Below are 25,037 nucleotides of genomic sequence, written 5' to 3'. Positions count from 1 at the left end.
CGACTGCACCGCGGGAGCCAGCCGTGAACGGAACCCCTGAAGGACCGGGTCCTGTACCGGGATCCGTCCGGCCACCGGTCACAGAGCGTCAGGCTGTCGGCCGGACCGCCGCCGAGCTGCACGACTACCGCGCCGCCTTCAACACCGCGCGGCTCGGGATGGCCGTCGTCGACCGCGAGGGCCTGGTCGTCTCCGCCAACGCCGCGCTCGGCGGACTGCTCGGCACCGAGCCCGCCGAGCTGACCCGGCAGACCGCGGCCTGCCTCGTGGACCTCGCGGCGGACACCCGCACCTGGTACGCGTACCGCGAGGTGCTCCGGGGCCGCCGCTCCAGCTTCCGCTGCACCCGCCGCCTCAAGCACGCCGACGGCCACTCGCTCTGGGCCGAGGTCAGCGTCGCCCCCTTCCCCGACAGCTCCCAGGTGCTGCTCTCGGTCGCCGACGTCAGCGACCGGCGCGAACTCAGGGCCAGGCTGCGCCACCTCCAGATGCACGACCCGGTGACCCGGCTGCCCAACCGCACCCTGTTCTTCGAGCGGCTGTCGGCCGCGCTCGACCCGGCGGCCTGCGACCGGCCTGGCACCGGCCGGATCGGGCTCTGCTATCTGGACCTCGACGGCTTCAAGGCCGTCAACGACACACTCGGCCACCGCTTCGGCGACCGGCTGCTCGGCGTCGTCGCCTCCCGGCTGACCCACTGCGCCGACCAGACCGGTTACGGCGGCGGCAGCGGCCATCTGGTGGCCAGGCTCGGCGGGGACGAATTCGCCCTGCTGGTCGAGGACTCCACCGGCACGGACCAGCTCGCCGCCCTCGCGGCCTCGGTGCTGGCCGCGCTCCAGGAGCCGTTCGACCTCGGCGGCCAGCGGCTCTCGGTCTCGGCGTCGATCGGGGTGGTGGAGCGGCTCGCCGACGGCACCAGCGCCACCGGCCTGATGCAGGACGCCGACACCACGCTGTACTGGGCGAAGGCGGACGGCAAGGCGCGCTGGACGCTCTTCGACCCGGAGCGCAATGCCCACCGGATGACCAGGCAGGCGCTCTCGTCCACGCTGCGGCCCGCCGTGGACGACGGTGAATTCGTCCTCGAGTACCAGCCGTTGGTGGATCTGGCGGACGGGGAGCTGAAGGGCGTGGAGGCGCTGGTGCGCTGGAACCACCCGCAGTTCGGCCGGCTGACCCCGAACCGCTTCATCGGTCTGGCCGAGGAGGACGGCTCGATCGTCCAGCTCGGCGCGTGGGTGCTGCGCACCGCCTGCCGGCAGGCGAGAGCGTGGCAGCTCGAACACCCCTCGCGCCCACCGCTGTTCGTGAGCGTCAACATCGCCGTGCGGCAGGTGTGGGACTCGGATCTGGTCGCCGATGTCGCCGGGATCCTCGCCGAGACGGGCCTCGCGCCCGATCTGCTCCAGCTGGAGCTGACCGAGTCGGCGGTGATGGGGTCGGCGGGCCGCCCCCTCCAGGCGCTCCAGGACCTCAGCGACATGGGTGTGCGGATCGCGATCGACGACTTCGGCACCGGATACTCGAACCTCGCGTATCTGAGCAGGCTGCCGGTGTCGGTGCTGAAGCTGGACGGGTCGTTCGTACGCGGATTCCGCTACGACGCGGGCAGCCACCCGAATCCGGCCGACGAGATGATCGTCGAGGCGCTGGTGCAGCTCGCGCACCGGCTGGGGCTCACGGTCACCGCGGAGTGCGTGGAGACGGCGGGGCAGGCGGCGCGGCTGCGCAGGATCGGCTGCGACACCGGGCAGGGCTATCTGTACTCACGGGCGGTGGACCCGGCGGAGATCGGCGCGCTGCTGGCGGGCGCCCCCGTACCGCACGGCTGAGGGGCGCGCGCCGTTCGGTTCGGCAAGCGGGCGGCGCCCCGGGCAGCGGAGAGGCGCGGGGCAGCCGGTCCGGCCGCCCCGCGCCTTCGTGCTGTGCCGCCCGTGCCATCCCGGGCAGCTCGTACGCGCTGCCATCCCGGGCAACTCGTACGCGTACCGCCTACCCGGGCAGCCCGTACGCGTCGGCGATCAGCTCGTACGAGCGCAGCCGCGCCTCACCGCCGTGTGCGTTGGCGGTGATCATCAACTCGTCGGCGCCCGTGCGCTTCTGGAGGTCGTCGAGACCGGAGCGGACCTCGTCGGCGGTGCCGGTGATGATGTTGCTGAGCCAGCCGTCCACGAACTCGCGCTCCACCGGGCTGAATCGGTACGCCTCGGCCTCCTCGGGCGTCGGCACGAGCCCCGGCCGGCCGGTGCGCAGCCTGACCATCGACAGCGCGCCGCTGAGGATCTGCCGGTGGGCCTCCTTCTCGTCGTCGGCCGCGAGGGCTGCGACGCCGATCAGCGCGTACGGGCTGTCCAGCACCGCCGACGGCCGGAAGGACTCACGGTAGAGGTCGAGGGCCGGGATGGTGTTCTGCGCCGAGAAGTGGTGCGCGAAGGCGAACGGCAGCCCGAGCGTCCCCGCGAGCCGGGCGCTGAAGCCGGACGAGCCGAGCAGCCACACCGGCGGCCGCCCGGCAGGGCCCTGGACGGGCCCCGGCACGGCGTGGATCCGGGCGTACCGGTGCCCGTCCGGGAAGCTGTCGTCCAGGAACCGGATCAACTCGGCCAGCTGCTGCGGGAATTCGTCGGCGCCCTCATGGAGCCGGTCGGAGCGGCGGAGCGCGGCCGCCGTGGCACCGTCGGTGCCGGGGGCCCGGCCGAGGCCCAGGTCGACCCGGCCCGGGGCCATCGCCTCCAGCGTGCCGAACTGCTCGGCGATCACCAGCGGCGCGTGGTTGGGCAGCATCACACCGCCGGAGCCGAGCCGGATGCGGTCGGTGTGCGCGGCGAGGTGGGCGAGCAGCACGGCGGGCGACGAGGAGGCGACCCCGGGCATGGAGTGGTGCTCGGCCACCCAGTACCGGTGGAAACCGCGCCGCTCGGCGAGCTTGGCGATCTCCACCCCGGTCCTGATGGCCTGGGTGGCGGTGCGCCCCTCCCCCACGGTCACCAGGTCCAGTACGGACAGGGGTACGGGAGCGGTTCCGGCCGCCTTGCCTTGAATCGGGTCCACCGCGCTGGGCCTTTCTGGTTGTCGGCCAGGTACAGCGACAGCAACAGGGGACGGTCTCCGGTTATTCCCGCGCCACACCGGCGCGGGGCCCGGCGGCCGCCCGCGTCACATCCGCCGCCCTCGCGTCACATCCGCCACCCGGACCGCACCCCGCCGCCCGCGTCACACCCGGACCGCGCCCGCCGCCCGTGTCACGTCCTGCGTGCGAAGAGCTTCCCGAGCCGCTCCCCCGGGACCTTCCGGTCGGCCAGCCGCAGCCCCTCCCACACGGACACCTGGTTCGCGGTGAGCACCGGCTTCCCCAGGACCTGCTCCAGCTCCTGCACATACGCCGCGGTGTGCAGCGCGGTGTCGGGCAGCAGCACCACATCGGCGGACGGGTGGTCTCCCGAAAGGGCCAGTTCGATGACCTCGTCCCGGCCCCAGGTGCCGACCTCGGCCGCCGTGACGATGCCGCTGCCGCGGGTCGCCGTCACTTCCACACCCGCGGACTTGAGGAAGGCGGCGAAGTACGCCGCCACGTCCTCCGGGTACGTCGCGGCGACGGCGACCTTCTTCGCGCCGAGGTACTGGATCGCGTGCACGAAGGCGAAGGATGTGCTGGACGCGGGCATTCCGGCCGCCAGTGCCAGATCCCTGACCTGTTGCTGCGCGCCGTCCCAGCCGTAGACGAAGCTGCCGCTCGTGCACGCCCACACCACTGTCTCGGCCCCGGCGAGCCGCAGCTCCTCGACGCCGGCCGCGAGCCGGTCCGCCGCGCCCATCTTCAGGAGCGCGTCCACCCGGTGCGCGTCCTCGCCGATGTCGGTGTGGACGACGGACAGTCTCACGTCGGACGCCAGGAGCTGCTCGATGCGCTCGTAGTCGTCCTCCGCGGAATGCCCCGGGTAAAGGAACCCGACCGCTGTCATGTCCAGCCTCCCTGCTCTTCGGGCGGATCTTCTGCCAGTGCGCTGGCGGGCTCGGGCGCGGGCAGGGGTGCCGGTGCCGGCTCGGACACGGGCGCCGATTCGATCAGCAGCCGCTGGTACGGACCGACGGCGTGGGCGCCGATCACGCGCAGCGCCGCCCACATCGTGACCTGGTTCGCCGAAAGCACCGGCATCCGCAGCTCCGCTTCGAGCTGCGGGATCACGTCGTACGTCGGAAGGTTGGTACAGCTGATGAAGAGGGCGTCCGCCGAACCGATCACCGCCTGCCGTGCCATGTCCACCACGTCGCGGTACGGGACTTTCCAGATGTGCCTGGTGAGACCGAGAAAGGCCCGCCCGGTGACGACTGTCCCCGCTTCGCCGAGGTATTCCTCCAGGGCTGACGTCACAGATTCAGTGTAGGGCGTGACCAGGGCGATCCGCCGGACGCCGAGCTCCCGGAAAGCCTCCAGCAGGGCTCCCGACGTCGTCACAGCGGGCAGGTCGCCGGCCGCGGCCATCGCCGTGCACATGGCCCGTTCCCCGGCGACCCCGCCGACGAAGCTGCCACTGGTGCAGGCGTACGCCACGACCTGGGGCGCGACCGCGCCCAGGGCCCGGACCGCCTCCCGGAGCGTCTCGTGTTCACTGACCAGCCGGGCGAGATCCAGGGAGACTTCGACCGGCACGAAGGGGGTACGCGTCAGATGGAGCGAGACATCGTCCGGCACCCACCTCCACAGCTCTCGGTCGAGAGCGAAGTCAAAAGGGGCGACGACACCCACACCGCGCTGTGGCTGTGGTCCGCCGAGGAAGGAGATGTCCATGACTGCCCCCCAAGTGATGTGGGTGAGGCCGTTGTGCTTCTGATGTCGACGGTAGGGTCACGGTGCGAGCCCGGTCAATCCGCACATCTCAGACGTTGCAATGTGCTTACTCCGACGAAACCCGACCACCCCCAGTCGAAGGACCGCGCAGATGCCCGAACCCGCTGAACAGAGCGCTGAACCGACCCTTCTGGTCCTGGACGCCGACCCGCCGCCGCGCCTCGGGAAACTGGCCGGCCGGGCACACATCGTGCACGCGGACGCCCACACCATCGGCGACCAACTGCCGTACGCGGATGTCCTGCTGGTCTGGGACTTCCTCTCCGACGCGGTCCGCAGGGTGTGGCCGGGCGAGGGGCCGCGCCCCCGCTGGGTGCATACGGCGAGCGCCGGGGTGGACCATCTCCTCAGCCCTGAGCTGGCCGCTTCGGACACGGTGGTGACCAACGCCCGCGGAGTCTTCGACCAGCCGATCGCCGAGTACGTCGCGGGCCTCGTCATCGCCTTCGCCAAGGACTTCCCCGGCACCCAGGAGCTCCAGCGCCAGCGGCGCTGGCAGCACCGCGAGACCCGTCGCGTGGCGGGGACTCGGGCGGTGGTCGTCGGGTCGGGGCCCATCGGCCGGGCGATCGGCGCGACACTGACGGCGCTCGGGGTGCGGGTGGCGCTGGTCGGCAGGACCGCGCGCGCCGGGATCCACGGCACGGACGAACTCGACGGGCTGCTGCCGCACGCCGACTGGGTGATCTGCGCGGCGCCGCTCACCGACGCCACCCGGGGGATGTTCGGCGCGCACGCCTTCGCCGCCATGCAGCCGTCGGCGCACTTCATCAATGTGGGGCGCGGGGCGCTCGTCGTCGAGGGCGACCTGGCCGAGGCGCTCGGCAAGCGGCGGCCGGCCGGCGCGGCGCTCGATGTCTTCGCCGAGGAGCCGCTGCCGCCGGACAGCCGGCTCTGGGACGTCCCCGGGCTGGTGATCTCGCCGCACATGAGCGGCGACACGGTCGGCTGGCGCGACGATCTCGCCGAGCAGTTCGTCGAGCTGTACGACAAGTGGGCGAACGGGGAGCCCCTGCCGAACGTGGTGGACAAGAAACGTGGGTACGTCCACACCCATGACTGACCTCTGTGACCTCACCGCCCGAGAACTCCTGGCCGGCTACCGGAAGGGCAGCTTCACCCCGGTCGACGCGGCCGACGCCGTGCTGCACAGGGCCGAGGTGGTGCAGCCCGATGTGAACGCCTTCGTCAGGATCGACTCCGACCGGGCCAGGGAGCAGGCCGGGGAGTCGGCGGCCCGCTGGCGCGCGGGTGAACCGCAGGGGCTTCTCGACGGGGTGCCGGTCACGGTCAAGGACATCCTGCTGCTGCGCGGCGAGCCGACGCTGCGCGGGTCGAGGACCGTACGGCCGGACGGGGACTGGGACGAGGACGCGCCCTCGGTGGCCAGGCTGCGGGAGCACGGCGCGGTCTTCGTCGGCAAGACGACGACGCCCGAGTTCGGCTGGAAGGCCGTCACCGACTCCCCGCGGCACGGGGTGACCCGTAACCCGCACGACTCCACCCGTACCACGGGCGGGTCCAGCGGCGGCAGCGCGGCGGCGGTGGCGCTGGGGGCCGGGCCGCTGGGGCTCGGCACGGACGGCGGGGGCTCCATCCGTATCCCGGCGTCGTTCTGCGGGATCTTCGGGCTGAAGCCGACGTACGGGCGGGTCCCCCTCTATCCGGCGAGCGCCTTCGGGACGCTCGCCCATGTCGGGCCGCTGACCCGGGACGCGGCGGACGCGGCGCTGATGATGGATGTGATCAGCGGCCCCGACCCGCGCGACTGGTCGCAGCTGGCCCCGCCCGAAGGCAGCTTCCGCACCGGTCTCGACAGCGGGGTGAAGGGGCTGCGGATCGCGTACTCGCCGAACTTCGGCGGCCAGGTCGCGGTCGACCCCGAGGTGGCCGCCTCGGTGCGGCGCGCGGTGGAGCGGCTCGCGGGTCTCGGCGCGTACATCGAGGAGACGGACCCCGATCTCCCCGACCCGGTCGCCGCCTTCCACACGCTGTGGTTCGGCGGAGCGGCCCGGGTGGCCGAGCACCTCGGCCCTGAGCAGCGCGAGCTGCTGGACCCGGGGCTGCGGGAGATCGTCGCGGAGGGCGAGCGGTATTCGGCACTGGACTATCTGGCGGCCGTGGACGTACGGATGGAGCTGGGCCGGCGCATGGGGCTCTTCCACCAGCGGTACGACCTGCTGGTCACCCCGACCGTGCCGATCACCGCCTTCGAGGCGGGTCTTGAGGCACCGCGGGGCTCGGGCCACCACCGCTGGACGGGCTGGACGCCCTTCACGTACCCGTTCAACCTGACCCAGCAGCCCGCGGCCACGGTGCCCTGCGGGACGGACGGGGCCGGACTGCCCATCGGGGTGCAGCTGGTGGGGGCCCGGCACACGGACGCGGTGGTGCTGCGGGCCGCGCACGCGCTGTACGAGGCGGGGGTGGCCGGGACCGGACCGTCCGGCGGTTGAGGGCCGGGGTCCTGGGCTGAGCCCGCAAAGATCTCTACGCCCGGCGGAAGTTGAGCGTCTCGCCCGTCGCGCCCGACCGCCAGAGGTCCTGGCAGGCTTCCGCCATCCGGTCGAGCCCCTCCACCACCGTGCCCCACACGATCCCGGGCACCCAGCCGGTGTCCCCGTTGATCAGCAGGTTGTTCCGCTCGTAGAACAGCGCCAGGTCCACCACCGTGGTCCGCCCGCGGTGGTCGGCCGCGCTCTCGTATCCGTACGAGTCCGTGCCCAGCACCGTCTCGGAGAAGGTGAAGTAGCAGAGATCGCCCGGGATGGGGGTGACCGTCGGGTTCTCCAGCGGCGGCTCCTGCGGCGCGAACCCCGGGACCAGGGTGTAGATCTCGTTGCGCGCGTACTTCGCGTGGTAGACGTCGCCGCCCAGCGGCAACGCGTCCCAGACCGCCGCACAGGTGACCGGCGCCTTGTCGTCGAGGAGCTTCGCCGTGCAGCTCACACCGCGCTTGTCGAGGGACAGTTCCACGAATCGATCGCTCATCCCCCCATGGTTTCCCCCCGGGCCCCCGGGAGGTCAAGGGTGCCTCTCCGGGGCAGCGGCTGAAATTGACCGGCATACCTCGGCTGGAGCCGGGTAGCCGCGCGCCCATGGCTTCACCACCAGGGAACGACTCAGGAAGCACCACAAGACGACTCATACGGCCCATCGAGTCCGTACGCCGCCGTTCGCTTCTCCTCGGTATGGCGGGTCTGGGCGCCGCGGGGGCGCTCGGGGCAGCCGGCTGCGCCCGGGTACCGACCGGAGACACGCTCGCCAGGCTCAAGTCGCAGGGCACGGTCAGGCTCGGCATCGCGGGTGAGGTGCCGTACGGGTACATCAATGAGCAGGGGGACTTCACCGGCGAGGCCGTGGAACTCGCGAAGATCATCTTCAAACGGCTCGGTGTCGGCCATGTCCAGCCGGTGGCCACTGACTTCGCTTCACTGATACCCGGGCTCAACTCGCAGCAGTTCGACTGCGTTTCGGCCGGTATGTACATCAACAAGGACCGCTGCCAGCAGGTCATCTTCGCCGACCCCGAGTACCAGATGCTGGACGCCTTCATCGTCCGCAAGGGCAACCCGAAGAACCTGCACAACTACGAGGACTGCGTGAAGGCCAAGGCGAAGTTCGCCACCGGCACCGCGTACGCCGAGATCGCCTACGCCATCGCGGCCGGTTACAAGGAGAAGGACATCGTCATTCTCCAGGACCAGGTGGCGGGTCTGAACGCCGTCGAGTCCGGCCGCGTCGATGTCTTCGCCGGTACCTCGCTGACCGTTCGCGAAGTGGTGAAGAAGAGCCGCAAGGCCGAGTCGACCAAAGCCTTCGCGACCACGATCGACGGCAAGAAGAAGATCGACGGCGGCGGGTTCACCTTCCGCCGCACCGACACCTCACTCCGTGACGCCTTCAACGTCGAGATCCACAAGATGAAGAAGAGCGGCGAACTCTTCCGGGTGCTGCAGCCGTTCGGCTTCACCAAGGACGAGATGACCACGCTGACGGCCAAGGAGCTGTGCGCATGACGTCCGGACTGTGGCAGCACTGGGTGCTTCCGGGCATCTGGATCACCATCCAACTCACCATCTACAGCGCGGCGCTGGCCGTCGTCGTGGCCTTCGGCATCGGCATGGCACGCTCGCACCGCTCCCGTGTGGTGCGCTTCCTGGCCGGCTTCTACACGGAGATCTTCCGCGGCACCTCGTCCCTGGTGCTGATGTTCTGGATCTTCTTCGTGCTGCCGAACCTGTTCGGCTGGGCGCTGGTGCCGATGTGGGCGGCGGTGCTCGCCCTGGGACTCAGTTACGGGGCGTACGGCGCCGAGATCGTCCGCGGCGGGCTGAACGCGGTCGCGCCGGCGCAGCGCGAGGCGGGGGTCGCGCTGAACTTCACCCCGTGGCAGCGGATGCGCCTGATCCTGCTTCCGCAGGCGATCCCCGAGATGATGCCGCCGTTCTCGAACCTGCTGATCGAGCTGCTCAAGGGCACCGCCCTGGTGTCGCTGCTCGGCGTCGGGGACGTGTCGTTCGCCGCCTATCTGGTGCGGCTCGCCACCCAGGAGAGCTCCAAGATCTACTCGGTGGTCCTGGTCATCTACTTCGTCATCGCGTTCGTACTCACCCGCGGGATGCGGGCACTTGAGCGCAAGACCCGGGCCAATCTCGGCCTCACGGCCACCGGAGGTGCCCGATGAACAGCTGGGACTGGTCCGCGGTCGCGGACTTCATGCCACGTTTCTGGGACGGGCTGCTCACCACCCTCCGGATTCTGGTGCTCGGCTCGGTGCTCTCCTTCGCGCTGGGTCTGGTCTGGGCACTCGGCTACCGGGTGAAGACCCGTTTCGTACGGTGGCCGGTGAACTTCGTCACCGAGTTCATCCGCAACACCCCGCTGCTGGTGCAGCTGTTCTTCCTCTTCTTCGTGCTTCCCGAGTGGGGCATCCAGTTCTCCGCGCTGACCACCGGCACGGTCGCGATCGGCGTGCACTACTCGACGTACACCGCCCAGGTCTACCGGGCCGGCATCGACGCGGTGCCGGTCGGACAGTGGGAGGCGGCCACCGCGCTCTCCCTGCCCCGCGGCCGCACCTGGACCGCGGTGATCCTGCCGCAGGCGATCCGCCGGGTGCTCCCCGCGCTCGGCAACTACGTCATCGCGATGCTCAAGGACACCCCCCTGGTCGTCGCGATCAGCGTGCTCGACCTGCTGGGTCAGGCCCGCCTGCAGGGCGGGATGACCTTCCAGTACAACGAGGCGCTCACCGTCGTCGGCGTCGCCTTCATCGTCATCGCCTATCCGGCATCTCTTCTTGTACGAGCCCTGGAGCGCCGCCTTGTCCGCTGACGCGAACCCCACCAGCCCCGAGCAGCCCGAGAACACCGGGCCCGAGAACACCGGCCCCGAGAACGCGGCGAAGGCCGGGACTTCGGCGGCCGAGGTCGTCAAGACCCCGTCGAAGCCGGTCACCACGAACGAGCTGATCCGCTTCGACAACGTCACGAAGCGGTTCGGCGACAACACCGTGCTCGACGACCTCTGTTTCTCGGTCCAGCCGGGCAAGCACGTCACCCTGATCGGACCCTCCGGTTCCGGGAAGACGACGATTCTCAGACTTCTGATGACGTTGCTCAAGCCGGACGAAGGGGTGATCACCGTCAACGGTGACCAGCTCTTCCCGTCGAAGGGCGAGAAGCAGATCCGCGAGGTGCGCAAGAACATCGGCATGGTGTTCCAGCAGTTCAACCTCTTCCCGAACATGTCCGTGCTGCGCAACATCACCGAGGCCCCGGTCCGGGTCCTCGGGATGTCCAAGGACGAGGCCGCCGAGCGCGCCAAGGGCCTGCTCGACCTGGTCGGGCTCGGTGACCGCGCGGACGCCAAGCCGAACCAGCTCTCCGGCGGCCAGCAGCAGCGCGTCGCCATCGCCCGCGCGCTGGCGATGCGTCCGCAGGTGCTGCTGCTCGACGAGGTCACGTCGGCGCTCGACCCTGAGCTGGTGGCCGGGGTGCTGGACGTCCTGCGCGACATCGCCCGTACGACCGACATCACCATGCTGTGCGTCACCCACGAGATGAACTTCGCCAGGGACATCTCGGACGATGTGCTGATGTTCGACTCCGGCAAGGTGATCGAGTCCGGTTCGCCGGAGAAAATCTTCAGCGACCCGGAGCACGAACGTACGCGCGAGTTCCTGAGCGCAGTGCTCTGACCTCCGGGTCCCGATCGAAATCATGACTCCGGCATATGCCATGGTGGCGCGCCCCAGCTTGACGGCACGGGGCGCGCCAGCAAGTCGTCAACAGGCCCCCCACAAGGGGCCCTTGGCGGCTATCGTGGTACGCGAGCAAACGGTCACAACCTGTAGGGGGAACCGTGGCGCTGAAGCCCGAGCCGACCGCGCCGTTCCATTCGGTGCAGTACGCGCTCCGCGTACTGGAGACCGTTTCCAAGTACGGCGGTGGCGTGACCGATGCCGACATCGCCCGGGAGACCGGCCTGCCCACCTTCCATCTGTCCGCCCTGCTGCTGATGCTGCGCCGCGAGGGGTACGTCGAGCAGGTCAGTGACGGCGCCTATGTCATCGGCGACTCGCTCGTCCTCCTCGGCTCAGGCGCCACCCGCGAGGCGGCGCTCCAGGCCAGGCTGCAGAACACCCTGGACCAGCTGCGGGACTCGGTCGGTGCCGCGGTCTACATCAGCCGGTACATCGACGGCGAAATGAAGATCACCCAGGTCGCCGACGGGCCGCTGACGCCCGCGGTCCAGGAGTGGGTGGACTTCCGCTCGGCGGCGCACGCCAGCGCGGCGGGCAAGTGCCTGCTGAACCAGCTCGACCAGAACGCCCGCCGCGACCACATCTCACGCCACAAGATCGCCCGGCTCACCTCGAAGACGATCACCAACGAGCAGGTCCTCTTCTCCAAGCTCGACGCCCAGCCGGCCACGGTCCCGGTGCTCGACATCCAGGAGTACGCGGTGGGCACGGTCTGCGCAGCGGTGCCGCTCACGGCCGGCTCGACCGTCGGATGCCTGGCCCTTTCCCTCCCGGTCGAGCACGCCCACCGGCTGCGGGCAGCGGCGGATTCCCTGAACCGGCAGGCAGCCCCCGTGGTGCTCTCACTCGCCATCTGAGGCCCGCCCGGGAGCCGATCATGGCCTGGTTTGGAGCACCCCTTCGGACCAGCTACTATTTCCGAGTCAGCAGGCGCCGCTAGCTCAGTTGGTTAGAGCAGCTGACTCTTAATCAGCGGGTCCGGGGTTCGAGTCCCTGGCGGCGCACCGACAGAAGAAGCCCCTCGCGGAAGCGGGGGGCTTCTTTGTGTTGCGCTCCGGGCCCTACCGCCCCCGATGTCCCTACCGCCGCTGATACCCCTGCCACCCCTGTCGCCACAAGGAGAATCGCTCCATACGGCTGTATTACACAGACGTACTAGACAAGCGTTTATGACGCTCGTACAGTCACGCTCATGACTCAGCCCACCCATCAGGACCCGACCACTGCCCGCGCCGGCCGCAAGGAGTGGACCGCCTTCGTCGTGCTGCTGCTGCCGCTTCTGCTCGTTTCCATGGACGTGTCCGTCCTCTTCTTCGCCATCCCGTCCATCGCCCGGGAGCTCCACCCGAGCAGCACCCAACAGCTCTGGATCTTCGACATCTACGCCTTCGCCCTGGCCGGGCTGCTCATCACGATGGGCTCGCTGGGTGACCGGATCGGCCGGCGCAAGCTGCTGCTGTTCGGGGCCGCCGCCTTCGGTGTGGCGTCCGTCGGGGCCGCGTACGCGCAGAGTGCCGGGATGCTCATCGCCGCGCGGGCCGTGCTCGGGGTCGGCGGGGCGACGCTCATGCCGTCCACCATGGCGCTGATCCGCAACATGTTCACCGACACGAAGCAGCGCTCCAAGGCGGTCGGTATCTGGTCGGGCGCCATGGCGGGCGGGATCGCGCTCGGTTCGGTGCTCAGCGGCGTCATGCTGGAGCACTTCTGGTGGGGCTCGGTCTTTCTGGTCAATGTGCCCGCGATGGTGCTGCTGCTGGCCCTCGTCCCCTTCTTGGTACCGGAGTTCAAGGACCCGAGGCCCGGCAGGTTCGATCTGCTGAGTGTGCCGCTGTCGATGGGGTCCGTGCTTCCGGTGATCTACGGCGTCAAGGAGATGGCCGCGCACGGCTGCACCGTTCCGATGCTGCTGTGTGTCCTGGCAGGACTGGCCGTGGGCACCGTCTTCGTCCGCAGACAGCGCTCCGGCCGGCCCACGATGATCAGTCGCGCGCTGTTCCGGAAGCGGGGTTTCGGCGCCGGGATCACGCTCAACGCCCTGGCCGCCTTCGCCATGATGGGCTCCGCGTACTTCACCACGCAGTACCTGCAGTCGGTGCTCGGGATGAGCACGATGGAGGCGGCGCTCTGGTCCATGGCCCCCTCGGTCGCGGTGGGGTTCGCCGCACCGGCCGCGACCGCGGTCGCCCAGCGGGTGAAGCGGTCGTCGGTGGTCGCGGCGGGGTTCGTCATCGCGGCAGCCGGGTTCGTCGTACTGAACCTCACCGGTACGGACTCGCTCTGGCTGCTGCTGGCCGGGACCGCCGTCAGCAGCTGTGGCATCGTGACCGTGATGGCGCTGGTCGCCGATGCGGCGCTCGCGCTGGTCCCCGTGGACAAGGCCGGTTCCGCCGCGTCGCTCCTGGAGACGGGGCAGGAGTTCGGCGGGGCGATGGGGATGGCGGCCCTCGGCTCGGTCGGTACGGCGGTCTACCGCGCCGATATGCCTGCCTCGGCGCCCGACCAGGCCCGGGAGACGCTGGGCGAGGCGCGGGCGGTCGGCGGTCCGGGCCTGGTGGAGCAGGCACAGCAGGCGTTCGTGCACGGGATGCACTTCGCGGCGGCGGGCGGCGCGGTGCTGCTGCTGGCCGGGGCGGTGCTGACCGTGGCGCTGCTGCGGGAGCGGAGCCGTACGGCGGGACCCGGCGCCGACACTCACCCCGACCCCGGCACCGACACTGACGCGGCCACGACACCGATGGCGCCGGCCGCGTAAACCGTGTGGCCCGGCCCGCCGTTCCCGTTCCCGGCGGGCCGGGGCGCTAGCGGGTCAGCAGTTCGTCCCGCCCCCGTCTCCCGTACTCCGCCACCAGCCGCTCCACGGCAGCGGCCGTCAGCCGCCCGTACGCCCCGTCCACCGCCCGCCACACCGGATCACCGCAGCGGAAGCCCTCGCGGCGCAGCCCGACGCGGTGCACCTTGTTCGTCGCGGTGACCGGCATCGCGGGGACGATCCGTACGTAGGAAGGCGCCATCTTCGTTCCCAGGTCGGGCTGTTCGCGCAGGAAGTCCGCGAAGGCCACCGGGTCGAAGGCGGCGCCCTCGCGCAGGGCGAGCGCCGCCATCACCTGGTCGCCGGCCACCGGGTCGGGCACCGCGTACACCGCGACCGCCACGGTCTCGGACCAGCGGGCCAGGATGTTCTCGATCATGGCGGCGGCCAGGTTCTCGCTGTCGACGCGCAGCCGGTCGTCGGTGCGGCCCGCGAAGTAGAGGAAGCCTTCGGTGTCGCGGTAGAAGAGGTCGCCCGTCCAGTACCAGCCACCGCGCCTGCGGTCCGCTTCGGCGGCCGCGTTGCGCCAGTACCCCTCGAAGGGGTTGGGGCCGCGGTTGACCAGCTCCCCTATCGCCTCGGTGCCGTTGGTGAGGCGCCCGTTCCGGTCGAAGAGGGCGCGCGGGCGCTCATCGAGCGTCTCCGGGTCGACCACCGCCAGGTCGTCGCCCGGCGCAGCCCGGCCGATGGCGCCCGGGGGCGTGCCGGGGGTGCGCTGGACGGCCGCGCCGCCCTCGGACGATCCGTACCCCTCGACCAGCCGCACCCCGAACCGGTCGGCGAAGCGCGCCGCGTCCACCGCCCCCGCCTCCGTGCCGAAACCGATCCGCAGCGGGTGCGCACGGTCGTCGGGGCGCTCCGGGGTGGCCAGCAGATACTGCACGGCGCGGCCGACATAGGTGAAGTACGTGGCTCCGTGGGCCCGTACGTCGTCCAGGAAGCGGGAGGCCGAGAAGCGGGGGCGCAGTGCGACGGCGGCGCCGGCCGCCACGGCAGGGGCCCAGTTGGCGATCACCGCGTTGCCGTGGAACAGCGGCATACAGATGTAGTGGACATCGTCCCCGCCGGTCCCGAAGTGCGTGACCAGGGACTGTCCGGCCGCCGCCAGCCGCCCCTGGGTGCAGATCGCCGCCTTGGGCGCGCCCGTCGAGCCCGATGTGAAGTAGAGGAGCATCCGCGCGGACGGGGACACCCGGGCCGCGACCGCCTCCCCGGGGACGGCGTCCGCGTACGGGGCGAGCAGCTCGCGGTAGGCGTCGGAGTCGGTGACCAGCAGCCGTACGCCCGGCAGTTCGAGACCGTCGAGCAGCGGCAGCAGCTCCCGCGAGGTGATCAGCACCCGGCAGTCGGTGTGCACGATGTCGCGGGCCAGTTCGGCGCCGCGCCGGGTGGGGTTGATGCCCGCGACGGCGGCCCCCGAGAGGGCCGCCGCGCTCAGCCAGAGCGGGAATTCCGGGGTGTTGTGGAGCAGCACCCCGACGTGGGGTTCGGCTCCGGCCGGGAGCAGGTCCACCAGGAGTGCGGCCCGCGCGGCAGCCCCCGAGGCGATCTGATGGTGGCTCAGGACCCGGTCACCGGATCTCAGTCCGGGCCGCTGATCGCCCCATTGGCGCTGTACGAACTCCGCGACGGTATCGGCGTTCCTCATGGCGGAGCAGGCTAGCTGACCGCCCGTCAGAAATGAACGGTCAGAAATGAGCGGTCAGAAGCTGACGTCCGAGCAGGCGTAGAACGCGTTGCCCGTGTCGGCGATGTTCCACACGGCCAGGATCATGTGGTGGCCGGTCTTCTGGGTGGGGATGGTGCCCTGCTGGGAGACGGTTCCGGGCGGCTGCTGGCCGCCGTACGGCACCGTCATGAACGGCTGCGGTTCGAGGTCGGCCCGGGTGAGCGGCTTGGAGTCGTCCCAGCCGTTCTTGGTGATGAAGTACTCGAAGTCGGTCGTGGCGTGCCGGGCGGTGAACTGCCAGCGGAAGGTGTACGCCTGGCCGCCGGTGAGCTTGGTCGTCGGCCAGGCCCCGCCGTCCGGCGCCTGCGCCCCGTCGAGCTGGGCGAAGTCGTCGTGCGCGCCGGAGCAGATCTTGCCGTCGGCGGGTCCCGCGCCGGGGAACCCCTTGGGGGCCTCGACGCTCTGCGGTTCGTACTGGATGGCACCGCAGTTGGTGACGGTGCCGTTGGCACAGAGCTTCTGACGGCTGATGGGCTGGTCGGTGTACCCGTGGCTGCTGGCGCTGCCGGTGGCGAGCAGGGAGACGCCCGCCACGGCGAGGCCGACCACGGCCGCACCTATTCTCTTGCGCATGCTGCACTCCTCGGAACTCGGGAAAGTTCTGCGTGCCGAGCTGCGGTCTAGACCAAGCCCCAGGGTATGGACGGTAGTTCGCCGTGTCCATATCAAACACAGGTCTGAACCAATTCGAGGAGGAGCGTCAGGAAAGCGTGCCGCCGCGTCCCGAGTAGAAGGCGACCGTCAGATCCCTGACGAGCGCGTTGCGTTCATAGACGTCCAGTTCGACGAGCCCACGCGCGGTCAGCCGGGTCACCGTGTCGTCCACCGCGTCCACCACCGAGGTCAGCACGGTGGCCCGGTGCCGGGCGTCGAGCGCGGCCACCCGGCTGCGCTGGAGCGCTCCGGCGATCTCCGGGGCGTAGTCGATCCTGGTCGGCTGGGCCGAGAAGACCTCGATACCCACCGGGAACGTCTCCGCCTTGAGCATCCGGGTCAGCGAGTCCCCCACCGCTTCGCTGTCGCGCAGGGTCGGCCCGTCCTCGTGGAAGGCGTCGGCCGGCAGCTGCGAGAGCACCCGGGCCGTCGCCGCCTCCACCTGCTCGCAGAGATACGCCTCGTGGTCCTCCACCGCGTACGCGGCCCGCGCCGTGTCCTTGATCCGCCACACCACCAGGACGACCACGCGCAGCGCCGTACCGTCGGCGTCGACGGCGGGCAGCGGCTCGCTGCGCCAGTGCCTCAGCCGTACGTCGACCCGGCGGCGCAGCATCAGCGGGCTCGTCCACACGAGCCCGGTCCGCCGCACACTTCCCCGGTAGTCACCGAAGAGCGACAGGACCCACGCGTGGCCGACCCGGCCGCGCCCGAGCCCGCCGAAGGCGAGGAGCGCCAGCGCACCGAGCACGGCGAGCACCGCACCGGCCTCAGGCCCGATCCCGTCGTACGGCACGGTGTCCAGCCGCAACAGCGCGGCCAGCGGCGCCGGGACCGCCCCCGCCCTCCACAGCACGACCGCGAAGGCGGTGAGCGCGAGGGCGCCGCCGAGCAGCGCGACGGCACCGGACAGCGCGGGACTTGGGCGCTCGGCGAGCCCGGGGTCGGCGGTCGGCACGGGCCGGACGGCGCGCTGGATACGGCTGTCCGTCCGGGGCAGCTGCCGCTTCGGCCCCGGTCGGCCTCCCGAGTACCCCGCCGGGCGGCCGACCGTCCGGGCGGCACCGGCGCCGGCACCGGCACCGGCTGCCCCGGGCGCGGGCGGATCGTCCCGGAACAGCAGATGAACCGGGATCTCGGTGGTGGCCTCATTCATGATCACCGCGGTCCTGCGCAGGGTCGGGCGGCCCTGCGCGGGGCCTCCGAACCAGGTCTGCTCGGCCCGCTCGGCGGAATCGGCCACCACCGCCCCCACGGGACCGCCGACCCGGCCACCGGATCCGGCAGTTCCGGCAGTTCCGGCAGTTCCGGCGGCACGGGCAGTTCCGGTGACTCCGTCGAGTCCGGCAGTTCCGGCGGCTCCGGCCAACCCCTCTGCCCCGGCCGGGCCGTGCGCCCCGTGCGCCCCGGTCGGCCCTGCCGCTCCCGCCGGTCCGTCCACCCCGTCCACCCCGCCCGGTCGGTCCGCGCGGTCCAGTCCCTCCGGTCCCGCCGGTCCCGCCGGTCCGTCCGGTCCGTCCGGCCCCCTGAGCTCGGCGTGTCCGCCGGCTGCTGCTGTCGTCTCGGTCATGCGAAGAGTCGCCTCCATGTCTCGGGGCCGGGGTATCCGTCGGCCGCCGCGCCGGTCCATCCCTGGGCCCGCTGGAACGCCTGGACATTGCGTCGGTCCGCCTCTGACCACCGGGGTCCGGGACCGGTCGTGTAGTACTTGCCGAAGCCCTTCTTCACCAGCTGCCTGCCGAGCTGCTCCACGTGGGCACTGGACCGCCCCGGCCTGAAGAACCCGGCACCGGGAAAGGCAGTGGCACTCGGCGCACCACCGGCGGGCCGGGCCGGGCCACCGGGACCGGCGGGCCTGGCCGGGCCGCTCGTACTGGCGGGCCTGGCCGCGCCACCAGCGGCGCCGGTAGCTCCCGTGGCACCGGCCCGACTGCCCGAACCGGCCGTGTCCGCACCGCCCTTGACCCCACCGGGCTTCACCGCCCCACCGCTCCCAGCAGCAGCCGCAGAAGCAGCCCCGGCAGTGGCGCTGCCACTGGCACTGACCCCGGCACCGGCACCGGTCCCGGCAGTGGCAGTGGCAGTGGCAGTGGCACCGGCAGCAGCCCCCTTCCCCGCCGCCGGGATGTTCTTGCCGCCACCCTTCACCAGCAGGCTCCAGGTGGTCGGCCCCGGCAGCCCGTCCGCGTCCGAGCCGGTCCACCCCTGCGCCCGCTGGAACGCCTGGGTGGCCCTGCGGTCGGCGTCACCCCAGGCCGGACCGGGCCCCTGCCGGTAGAAGCGACCGCCGCCGCGTGCGACGAGCATCCGGCCGAGCCGGGTCACGTTCGCGTTCTTCGCGCCCTTGCCGAAGGACTTCTTCCCGGGGAAGGCGATGGCAGGCTGCGAACCACCGGTCGCCGTCTTCAGCCCCTTGTAGCGATAGGGCACGTAGCGGCTGGAGTTGGCCCAGTAGGCGTACGGGGTCGACTGCACCCGGGTGTGCGGCTGCGTCTGCTCGTACGCCAGGTAGGAGGTGTGGGCCGAGTTGGTCCAGCCGCCGAAGATGGTGACATGGGAGCCCTTGTTGGGGTTCGCCGGGTTGTGGAACAGCAGGATGTCGCCGGGCTGGAGATCGCCCTTGTCTATCCGCACCCCGTACTGGGCCAGGTTTCCCGTCCATTCGCTGCCGTCCAGCCCCCAGGCCATCGAGACGAAGCCCGAGCAGTCCTGCCGGTACCCGTCCGTCCAGTTCTTGTCCATGCGGTACGGGACCTTGGCCCCCACCCACTTCTTGGCGCGGCTGATGATCGCCGCCCGGGTGGTGGCGGGCAGTTTCGTGGGGGCGACGGGCGCGGCGGCCGGCTCCTGCCCCTGCCCGCCGCCCTGCCCGCCGGGGCCCGGGGCGGCCGCCGCCGCCGTTCCCCCGCCGAGTACCACCCCGGCCGCGGTCGCCAGCACCAGCGCGCGCCGCGCGCCGTGGGCCGCCGGGTGACCGCCCTCCCGCAGCGAGAGGGTGTGGGAGCCCGACCGGCGCCACTCGGCACACCCCGCACATCCGCAGTCGCTCGCCGGTTCGTACTCCTCGAAGACCGGAACCGTCATACGTGTCCCCTCCGCGTCGTTGACGTTGCGCACAGGCGCATCTGCACGATCGTCAGCTTCGCAACTAAGCGCACGAATCGCATTTTGACGGGATGAATAGGGAGAAAACGAACATATGACCCACCGTAAGGTTCGGAGCACCGGTGCCGGTCCGGTAAAGTTCTCCAGGTCAGCAGGCGCCGCTAGCTCAGTTGGTTAGAGCAGCTGACTCTTAATCAGCGGGTCCGGGGTTCGAGTCCCTGGCGGCGCACGCGAGACCGAAGCCCCCCACCTCACCGTGGGGGGCTTCGGTCGTTCCCTCACCGCTCCCGCTCACCACTCCCCCTCGCGCGCGCCCCGGCCCCCGCACCCCGGCCGCTTCATCTCGCGTACAGGGAAAGGGAGTTGCGGCCGGAAGCCGCCGCGCCGCGCACCCCCACGCCGGCGCCCGCAGCGCACAGCAGACCGGAGGGGCGCCCGGTCGGGCGCCCCTCCGGTGAATCCCCGCGGTGTACCGGGCGGGTCCGGCAAAATAATGCGGCCGAGTAGATCAAACAGGTCACGGAGGCCGGACGGGCCGGACAGGGCCGGCCTCGCACCCCGCCCGCTCACGCCTTGGGCACACCCGTGAGGTAGGCCGATACGACCACATTCGCGCTGTATGCCCGGGTCGTACGGTCGAACGAGCCGCCGCAGGTGATCAGCCGCAGCTCCGCGCGCCCCTTCACCCGCTCCCCGTAGACCTTCTTCGCGTTGAAGTGGCTGCGCTGGAAGACCTGGACATCGTCGATGGTGAACTCGCTGACCGTGCCGTCGGAGCCCGTCACCCGCACCTTCTCGCCCGGCCGGACCGCACTCAGGCCGTAGAAGACCGCTTTCCTGGTGTTCGTGTCGACATGGCCGACGAGCAGGGCGGCCCCGGCGGCCCCGGGGCGGGCACCGCCGCCGAACCAGCCGACCTCGTCCGGTGCCGCGAACGGCGGCGGGTCGACCGCGCCGTGGGAGTCGAGCCCGCGGGGCACGATCGGGGCGTTGATCCCGACCGAGGGGATCTGCACCCGCTGCGGCCGCACGCCCGTGAGCGGGTCGTGGGCCGGTGGCAGCGTGACGCCGAGCGGGCGGCCCACCGCGGCCACATCGCCGGTCTTCGGCCCCGAGCTGCCCTCGGGACCTTCGGTGATCTGGCGGCCCCAGAGCCACAGCCCGAGCAGCAGTACGGCCCAGGCGACCCCGGTCAGCAGCCGTCCGCTGCCCGATGACGAGCCCTCGGAAGACATGTCAGTTGCTGCGCCGGCGCCGGACGCTGCGACCGGCCACCGCTACGGCGGCGATGCCCGCGAGCACCAGGCCGACGACGGTGTGCCCGGAGCCCGGGGCCGCTTCCCTGTCGGCCATCGTGGCCGTGGCGCCGCCCCCCGCGTGGACCGGGGCGGTCGGGGTGACCAGCGGCGTGGGGCGGTGGTGGTCGCCGCCTTCCCGGACCACGGTGATCGTGCCGGTGACGGTGGTGCGCCCGCACTTGACCTGGACCGTGTAGTCCTTGGCCTGGGCGTCGGTACGGATCCGCGCCTCGGCGTACATGGAGCCGCGGTCAGCCGCGGGTGAGAACTGGGCCTGCGAGTCGAAGGCGTCGGACCTGCCGTACGGTTTGCCGCTCGTGCAGCTCACTCTGAGGTCCACCTCCTCACCGGGGGCGATGACGGACGGGCTGACCGTGACCGTCCCCGAGGTCCCTTCGGCCGGGGCCGCGATCGCGGCTGCGGGGAAGAGGGCAGTCGCGGCCGCCGCTGCGGCACAGAGAGTGATGGATATCAGACGCATGGTGAACCTCCTGTTACGAAGGTTGCCGTCTCCCGGACCATCCCGCATCCCGGGAAGCCGTACATACGTCCGAAGGTGGCGCGGCTGTCGGGACGGCCGTCGGTACGGCTGCCGGAGGCGGCCCATTCCGGCCACCCGACCGGCGTGAATAGGATGGCCGCCTCGGAGCCCCCGTACTCTTCGGATCTCCGGTGACCATCACGCCGAGCCGCCAGGAGCCAGCCCGCATGACAGAGCGCAAGCCCATCGAATCGTGGCTCACGGACATGGATGGCGTACTGATGCACGAGGGCGTCCCCGTGCCGGGAGCCGATGCCTTCATCAAGAAGCTGCGGGACACCGGCAAGCCGTTCCTCGTGCTCACCAACAACTCGATCTACACCCCGCGCGATCTGCACGCCCGGCTGCAGCGGATCGGCCTCGAAGTGCCGGTGCAGAACATCTGGACCTCCGCCCTCGCGACCGCCAAGTTCCTCGACAACCAGCACCCGGGCGGCACCGCGTACGTCATCGGCGAGGCCGGGCTGACCACGGCCCTGCACGACGCCGGATACATCCTGACGGACGCCGACCCGGACTTCGTGATCCTCGGGGAGACCAGGACCTACTCGTTCGAGGCGCTGACCAGGGCCATCCGGCTGATCAACAACGGTGCGCGCTTCATCGCCACCAACCCCGACAACACCGGCCCTTCGCCGGAGGGCGCTCTGCCCGCAACGGGCTCGGTGGCCGCCCTGATCACCAAGGCGACCGGCAAGGACCCGTACTTCGTGGGCAAGCCCAACCCGCTGATGATGCGCACCGGGCTCAACGCGATCGGCGCCCACTCCGAGAGCTCCGCGATGATCGGCGACCGGATGGACACCGACGTACTGGCGGGTCTCGAGGCCGGGATGGAGACCTTCCTGGTGCTCACCGGCCTGACGAACAAGGAGGACGTCGGCCGCTACCCGTACCGGCCGACGACGGTCGTGGACTCCATCGCCGACCTGGTCGACCTCATCTGACCCGGACCCGCCGCCGGGGGCGCCGGCCGCACCACCGCGTGCCGCCGGACGCCTCCGGCCCGCGTCACCCCGCGGTGACGCCGACCCCGTCGACCGTCCAGAACCAGTTGTTGCCCCCGGTGTAGCGGAACCGCACCTGGGCACTGGTGGCCCCGGCCGGGACCTGGAGCGTGAGGTTCTCGACGCGGGACGAGGTGTCCGCGGTGTACGTCCTCACGCTCACCGGGGCCGCGCCGTCATAGCTGACCAGCACCTCGCCGCGCTGCGGGGCCTCCTGGCGGTAGTACGTCGTGTACGTGAGGGTCGCCGGGCGTCCGCCCCGCACCGGGTAGGCCGGGCTGATCAGGGTCGAGTCGAAGGTCCCGGTGAAGGACTTGTCGGACCACTCGTCGCCGTCGGCGACCGCGAAGACGCCGCGCGCCCTGACGTTGGACTCGCGCTGCTGGTCGGGCTCGGCCTTCGTCCAGAACTCGTCGGTGGTGAAGGACCAGCCGCGCCACTCGGTGACCCCGCCGGTGCCCATCGCGGAGTTGTCCACCGACCAGCCGGGCGGCGGTGTGTGCGTGAAGCCGATGACGCCGGCCCCGATGCCGCTCTCGTCGACCGGTCCGGTCAGCCGGGGGCGCAGCGCGTCGAACGCGTCGTCGCCCGGCTGCTGGAGCGGCCTGCCGTCGAGGCCCCAGGCGGGGTCGATGGCGATACCGAGGTGGGCGAGCGCGGAGGCGGCGACGTCCGGCATCCGGATGTCGTACCGCGTCGAGCCGGCGCTGATCCCGGCGCCCCGCGCTATCAGGAAGGTCTGGCGCTCCTGCCAGCTGGAGCCGCCGTGGCCGCCGGGGTCGGTGTGGCCGTGGTCGGCGGTGACCATGATGAGCCAGTTCTCCGACGCGTACGCCGGGCGGGACTCGATCGCGGCGACGAACTGTCCGACCGAGGTGTCCACGGCGTGGATCGCGTCCAGGTACTCCTGGCTGGCGGCGCCGTGTTCGTGGCCCGCCTCGTCCACGCCGTCGAGCTGGACGAAGTGCGCGTCGGAGTCGCCGGTGGCGAGTTGGCTCACCAGCCGTGAGGTGGTGCCGGTGTCGTACTCGGCGCTCGGGGTGTTGACCCGGGTGTCCACCTTCGGGGAGAAGACCGTGGTGGTGATCGGGTTCCACGACGCGATGGCGTAGGTGCCGAGCGCGGGCCTGGCGTTCTCGACGCGGGTCAGGAAGTCCGGGTACTGGGCGAAGTTCTGCCCGGCGAAGGTGTTGTCCATGACCTTGTGCTTGTCGGGCCAGACGCCGGTGATGATCGTCGACCAGCCGGGCCCGGAGAGCGTGGGGGCGAAGGGTGCGGCGTACAGCGGGCTGGCCGCGGTCAGCCCTGCCGCCCGCAGCGCCTTGATGTGCGGGGCGTCCGCCACTTCGGTCTTGCTGAGCAGGGTGCCGTCCAGGCCGATGACCAGGACCTTGGGCTTTCTGTCCACGGCGCGGGCGACCTGGGCGAGAGGGCCCGCCGCGACGGCGAGGGAGGCGGCGCCGATGAGGAGGGAGCGGCGCGACAGCTGCGAAGACACGTGATCCTCCGGTGAGGGGTGGGGTGTTGCGGATGGGGTCGGTTCAACGCCCCTGCCGGGCAGGGGCGTTGACGAGTGGACTAGACCCGTTATCTTTTCGCAATGGACCGCCGGGGGCCAGGGGCGTGCGGTGACGTTCTCGCCCACCGCGGCCGGGCGGCCGGGCCGGGCGGCCGGTGGGTCGGCTGTGGGCGGGTCGGCTGTGGGCGGGTCAGCTGTGGGTGGCGGACTTCCAGTCCTCGACGTACGAGGTGAGGTTCCTGGAGATGTCGTCCCAGTCGGGCGCGAAGACGTCGACGCCCTTCATCAGCGCGCTCAGCGCGGTCGCGTCGGCGTCGGTGGCCTTGATGTCCTGGCGGGACGAGAAGCCGCCGCCGATCTCACTGACCTGCTTCTGGGCCTGCGCGGCCAGCATGAAGTCCAGCAGCTTCCTGCCGTTCGCGGAGTGCGGCGCCTTGCTGACCAGACCGGCCGCGTACGGCAGCGCGAAGGTGGTCGGCCTGGAGCCGCCGGCCTTCGCGGGGAACCAGATGCCGAGGTCCGGCATGGTCTTGGACTGCGCGTAGTTCATCTGGACATCCCCGTTGGCGGCGAGGATCTCGCCCTTGTCCACCTTCGGTGCGAGCTTGCCCGTCGAGGCGGACGGGCCGACGTTGTTCGCCTGGAGCTTCCCCAGGTACGCCATGGCCGCCTTCTTGGAGCCGAAGTCGTGCATCGCCTTGATGAGGACGGCGGTGCCGTCTCCCGCGACGCCGGGCGTCGAGTACTGGAGCTTGTTCTTGTACCGGGAGCCGAGCAGCTCGTCCCAGGTGGTGGGGGCGGTCTTCAGCTGCTTCTTGTTGTAGACGAAGCCGAAGTAGTTGTTGACGACCGAGGTCCAGGTGCCGTCGGCCCCCTTGTCGGCGGGCGCGACCTGCGCCGAGCCCTTGGGCGCGTACTTCTGGAGCAGCCCCTTGGTGTCGGCCTGCTGGATGAAGGGCGGGAGTGTGACGAGCACGTCGGCCTGGGTGTTGGACTTCTCGCGGACCGCGCGCTGCACGATCTCGCCCGAACCGCCCTCCACGTACTTGACCTTGATGCCCGTCTGCTTCTCGAAGTCCTGGAAGACCCGGTCGTACCAGCCGTCGTTGTTCTCGCCCTTGAGGCCGTCGGCGCTGTAGACGGTGACGACCTTGGCATCGGACGCGGCGGACGTACCGCCGCAGGCGGAGAGGGAGCCCGCGAGGACCAGGGCCCCGGCGACGGCGGCGAACGGCTTGATGGGGTGGCGCAT

22 protein-coding genes and 2 tRNA genes are annotated in these 25,037 nt (G+C 71.0%); 12 read left to right on the top strand and 12 right to left on the bottom strand.

What is annotated here, in order from left to right:
- Positions 1–23 precede the first annotated feature (23 nt).
- Positions 24–1,835 (top strand): putative bifunctional diguanylate cyclase/phosphodiesterase, encoded by a 1,812-nt coding sequence (locus tag OG510_RS24870; protein ID WP_406139680.1) that lies wholly within the window; start codon positions 24–26, stop codon positions 1,833–1,835.
- A 160-nt stretch (positions 1,836–1,995) separates the two neighbouring features.
- Here OG510_RS24870 and OG510_RS24865 read toward each other — a convergent pair whose 3' ends face one another.
- The 3 genes from OG510_RS24865 to OG510_RS24855 form a co-directional block, all read right to left on the bottom strand.
- On the bottom strand, positions 1,996–3,054 hold the full coding sequence (locus OG510_RS24865) for an LLM class flavin-dependent oxidoreductase (RefSeq protein ID WP_164264781.1): 1,059 nt from the start codon (positions 3,052–3,054) through the stop codon (positions 1,996–1,998).
- Positions 3,055–3,245: 191 nt separating this feature from the next.
- Positions 3,246–3,965 carry a decarboxylase gene (locus OG510_RS24860; RefSeq protein ID WP_406139679.1) on the bottom strand — a complete coding sequence of 240 codons (720 nt, stop codon included), beginning with the start codon at positions 3,963–3,965 and terminating at the stop codon, positions 3,246–3,248.
- Positions 3,962–4,792 carry a decarboxylase gene (locus tag OG510_RS24855; RefSeq protein WP_406139677.1) on the bottom strand — a complete coding sequence of 277 codons (831 nt, stop codon included), beginning with the start codon at positions 4,790–4,792 and terminating at the stop codon, positions 3,962–3,964. Before OG510_RS24855 ends, OG510_RS24860 begins: the two co-directional genes overlap by 4 nt.
- A 151-nt stretch (positions 4,793–4,943) precedes the next feature.
- On the opposite strand from OG510_RS24855, the gene OG510_RS24850 reads away from it, so the two are divergent.
- The gene (locus tag OG510_RS24850; RefSeq protein WP_406139676.1) at positions 4,944–5,915 is read left to right on the top strand and encodes a D-2-hydroxyacid dehydrogenase; all 972 of its coding nucleotides are present in this window, start codon (positions 4,944–4,946) and stop codon (positions 5,913–5,915) included.
- A complete protein-coding gene (locus OG510_RS24845; RefSeq protein WP_406139675.1) occupies positions 5,908–7,308 on the top strand; it encodes an amidase in 1,401 nt (466 codons plus the stop codon). The genes OG510_RS24850 and OG510_RS24845 overlap by 8 nt, the downstream gene beginning before the upstream one ends.
- A gap of 34 nt (positions 7,309–7,342) precedes the next feature.
- Here the strand turns inward: OG510_RS24845 and OG510_RS24840 are convergent, their stop codons facing one another.
- Complete coding sequence (locus OG510_RS24840; RefSeq protein WP_406139673.1) at positions 7,343–7,843, bottom strand: DUF3830 family protein; 501 nt, start codon at positions 7,841–7,843, stop codon at positions 7,343–7,345.
- A 200-nt stretch (positions 7,844–8,043) separates the two neighbouring features.
- Here OG510_RS24840 and ehuB point away from each other — a divergent pair, with 200 nt between their 5' ends.
- The 7 genes from ehuB to OG510_RS24805 all read left to right on the top strand — a co-directional run bounded on the left by ehuB (position 8,044) and on the right by OG510_RS24805 (position 13,875).
- The gene (ehuB, locus tag OG510_RS24835) at positions 8,044–8,871 is read left to right on the top strand and encodes an ectoine/hydroxyectoine ABC transporter substrate-binding protein EhuB (protein ID WP_406142528.1); all 828 of its coding nucleotides are present in this window, start codon (positions 8,044–8,046) and stop codon (positions 8,869–8,871) included.
- Positions 8,868–9,539, top strand: a complete 672-nt coding sequence (gene ehuC / locus OG510_RS24830; protein ID WP_164264788.1) for an ectoine/hydroxyectoine ABC transporter permease subunit EhuC — start codon at positions 8,868–8,870, stop codon at positions 9,537–9,539. Before ehuB ends, ehuC begins: the two co-directional genes overlap by 4 nt.
- Positions 9,536–10,189, top strand: a complete 654-nt coding sequence (gene ehuD / locus OG510_RS24825; protein WP_406139672.1) for an ectoine/hydroxyectoine ABC transporter permease subunit EhuD — start codon at positions 9,536–9,538, stop codon at positions 10,187–10,189. Before ehuC ends, ehuD begins: the two co-directional genes overlap by 4 nt.
- Before the next feature lie 133 nt (positions 10,190–10,322).
- Positions 10,323–11,054, top strand: a complete 732-nt coding sequence (ehuA, locus tag OG510_RS24820; protein WP_406142526.1) for an ectoine/hydroxyectoine ABC transporter ATP-binding protein EhuA — start codon at positions 10,323–10,325, stop codon at positions 11,052–11,054.
- A gap of 164 nt (positions 11,055–11,218) precedes the next feature.
- Positions 11,219–11,977, top strand: coding sequence for an IclR family transcriptional regulator (locus OG510_RS24815; protein ID WP_406139670.1), 759 nt, complete (start codon positions 11,219–11,221; stop codon positions 11,975–11,977).
- A gap of 73 nt (positions 11,978–12,050) precedes the next feature.
- Positions 12,051–12,124: transfer RNA gene (locus tag OG510_RS24810), tRNA-Lys, on the top strand.
- A 188-nt stretch (positions 12,125–12,312) separates the two neighbouring features.
- Positions 12,313–13,875: an MFS transporter gene (locus OG510_RS24805; protein WP_406139668.1), complete on the top strand. Its 1,563-nt coding sequence runs from the start codon at positions 12,313–12,315 to the stop codon at positions 13,873–13,875.
- A 46-nt stretch (positions 13,876–13,921) separates the two neighbouring features.
- Here the strand turns inward: OG510_RS24805 and OG510_RS24800 are convergent, their stop codons facing one another.
- The 4 genes from OG510_RS24800 to OG510_RS24785 form a co-directional block, all read right to left on the bottom strand.
- Positions 13,922–15,580 carry an AMP-binding protein gene (locus OG510_RS24800; RefSeq protein WP_406139666.1) on the bottom strand — a complete coding sequence of 553 codons (1,659 nt, stop codon included), beginning with the start codon at positions 15,578–15,580 and terminating at the stop codon, positions 13,922–13,924.
- A gap of 54 nt (positions 15,581–15,634) precedes the next feature.
- Complete coding sequence (locus tag OG510_RS24795; RefSeq protein ID WP_164264794.1) at positions 15,635–16,234, bottom strand: lytic polysaccharide monooxygenase; 600 nt, start codon at positions 16,232–16,234, stop codon at positions 15,635–15,637.
- Positions 16,235–16,361: 127 nt separating this feature from the next.
- Positions 16,362–17,561, bottom strand: a complete 1,200-nt coding sequence (locus tag OG510_RS24790) for an SPFH domain-containing protein (RefSeq protein WP_406139664.1) — start codon at positions 17,559–17,561, stop codon at positions 16,362–16,364.
- A gap of 320 nt (positions 17,562–17,881) precedes the next feature.
- Positions 17,882–19,399: a peptidoglycan-binding protein gene (locus OG510_RS24785; RefSeq protein WP_406139663.1), complete on the bottom strand. Its 1,518-nt coding sequence runs from the start codon at positions 19,397–19,399 to the stop codon at positions 17,882–17,884.
- Positions 19,400–19,575: 176 nt separating this feature from the next.
- Here OG510_RS24785 and OG510_RS24780 point away from each other — a divergent pair.
- Positions 19,576–19,649, top strand: a tRNA-Lys gene (locus OG510_RS24780).
- Between the two features lie 337 nt (positions 19,650–19,986).
- Here OG510_RS24780 and OG510_RS24775 read toward each other — a convergent pair.
- Positions 19,987–20,655: a class F sortase gene (locus tag OG510_RS24775; protein WP_164266261.1), complete on the bottom strand. Its 669-nt coding sequence runs from the start codon at positions 20,653–20,655 to the stop codon at positions 19,987–19,989.
- A 1-nt stretch (position 20,656) separates the two neighbouring features.
- On the bottom strand, positions 20,657–21,199 hold the full coding sequence (locus OG510_RS24770; protein ID WP_406139661.1) for a hypothetical protein: 543 nt from the start codon (positions 21,197–21,199) through the stop codon (positions 20,657–20,659).
- Positions 21,200–21,426: 227 nt separating this feature from the next.
- Between OG510_RS24770 and OG510_RS24765 the strand changes: the two genes are divergently transcribed.
- Positions 21,427–22,206: an HAD-IIA family hydrolase gene (locus OG510_RS24765; RefSeq protein WP_164266259.1), complete on the top strand. Its 780-nt coding sequence runs from the start codon at positions 21,427–21,429 to the stop codon at positions 22,204–22,206.
- A gap of 64 nt (positions 22,207–22,270) precedes the next feature.
- Here the strand turns inward: OG510_RS24765 and OG510_RS24760 are convergent, their stop codons facing one another.
- A complete protein-coding gene (locus OG510_RS24760; protein ID WP_406139659.1) occupies positions 22,271–23,764 on the bottom strand; it encodes an alkaline phosphatase family protein in 1,494 nt (497 codons plus the stop codon).
- Positions 23,765–23,975: 211 nt separating this feature from the next.
- Positions 23,976–25,037, bottom strand: coding sequence for a 2-aminoethylphosphonate ABC transporter substrate-binding protein (locus OG510_RS24755; RefSeq protein ID WP_406139658.1), 1,062 nt, complete (start codon positions 25,035–25,037; stop codon positions 23,976–23,978).

It is taken from the genome of Streptomyces sp. NBC_01089 (assembly GCF_045162975.1).
In the GTDB taxonomy this organism is placed as follows: domain Bacteria; phylum Actinomycetota; class Actinomycetes; order Streptomycetales; family Streptomycetaceae; genus Streptomyces.
The sequence above is the reverse complement of the archived record's forward strand: the minus strand, read 5'-3'. Positions and strand labels throughout refer to the sequence as shown.

Excerpts from the sequence above, each read along its gene's own strand:
- ehuC (WP_164264788.1), top strand. The coding sequence starts at position 8,868 with ATGACGTCCGGACTGTGGCAGCACTGGGTGCTTCCGGGCATCTGGATC.
- OG510_RS24850 (WP_406139676.1), top strand. The coding sequence starts at position 4,944 with ATGCCCGAACCCGCTGAACAGAGCGCTGAACCGACCCTTCTGGTCCTG.
- ehuD (WP_406139672.1), top strand. The coding sequence starts at position 9,536 with ATGAACAGCTGGGACTGGTCCGCGGTCGCGGACTTCATGCCACGTTTC.
- OG510_RS24755 (WP_406139658.1), bottom strand. The coding sequence starts at position 25,037 with ATGCGCCACCCCATCAAGCCGTTCGCCGCCGTCGCCGGGGCCCTGGTC.
- OG510_RS24765 (WP_164266259.1), top strand. The coding sequence starts at position 21,427 with ATGACAGAGCGCAAGCCCATCGAATCGTGGCTCACGGACATGGATGGC.
- OG510_RS24800 (WP_406139666.1), bottom strand. The coding sequence starts at position 15,580 with ATGAGGAACGCCGATACCGTCGCGGAGTTCGTACAGCGCCAATGGGGC.
- OG510_RS24860 (WP_406139679.1), bottom strand. The coding sequence starts at position 3,965 with ATGACAGCGGTCGGGTTCCTTTACCCGGGGCATTCCGCGGAGGACGAC.
- OG510_RS24805 (WP_406139668.1), top strand. The coding sequence starts at position 12,313 with ATGACTCAGCCCACCCATCAGGACCCGACCACTGCCCGCGCCGGCCGC.
- OG510_RS24770 (WP_406139661.1), bottom strand. The coding sequence starts at position 21,199 with ATGCGTCTGATATCCATCACTCTCTGTGCCGCAGCGGCGGCCGCGACT.
- OG510_RS24855 (WP_406139677.1), bottom strand. The coding sequence starts at position 4,792 with ATGGACATCTCCTTCCTCGGCGGACCACAGCCACAGCGCGGTGTGGGT.
- OG510_RS24795 (WP_164264794.1), bottom strand. The coding sequence starts at position 16,234 with ATGCGCAAGAGAATAGGTGCGGCCGTGGTCGGCCTCGCCGTGGCGGGC.
- OG510_RS24775 (WP_164266261.1), bottom strand. The coding sequence starts at position 20,655 with ATGTCTTCCGAGGGCTCGTCATCGGGCAGCGGACGGCTGCTGACCGGG.
- OG510_RS24845 (WP_406139675.1), top strand. The coding sequence starts at position 5,908 with ATGACTGACCTCTGTGACCTCACCGCCCGAGAACTCCTGGCCGGCTAC.
- ehuB (WP_406142528.1), top strand. The coding sequence starts at position 8,044 with ATGGCGGGTCTGGGCGCCGCGGGGGCGCTCGGGGCAGCCGGCTGCGCC.
- OG510_RS24840 (WP_406139673.1), bottom strand. The coding sequence starts at position 7,843 with ATGAGCGATCGATTCGTGGAACTGTCCCTCGACAAGCGCGGTGTGAGC.
- OG510_RS24785 (WP_406139663.1), bottom strand. The coding sequence starts at position 19,399 with ATGACGGTTCCGGTCTTCGAGGAGTACGAACCGGCGAGCGACTGCGGA.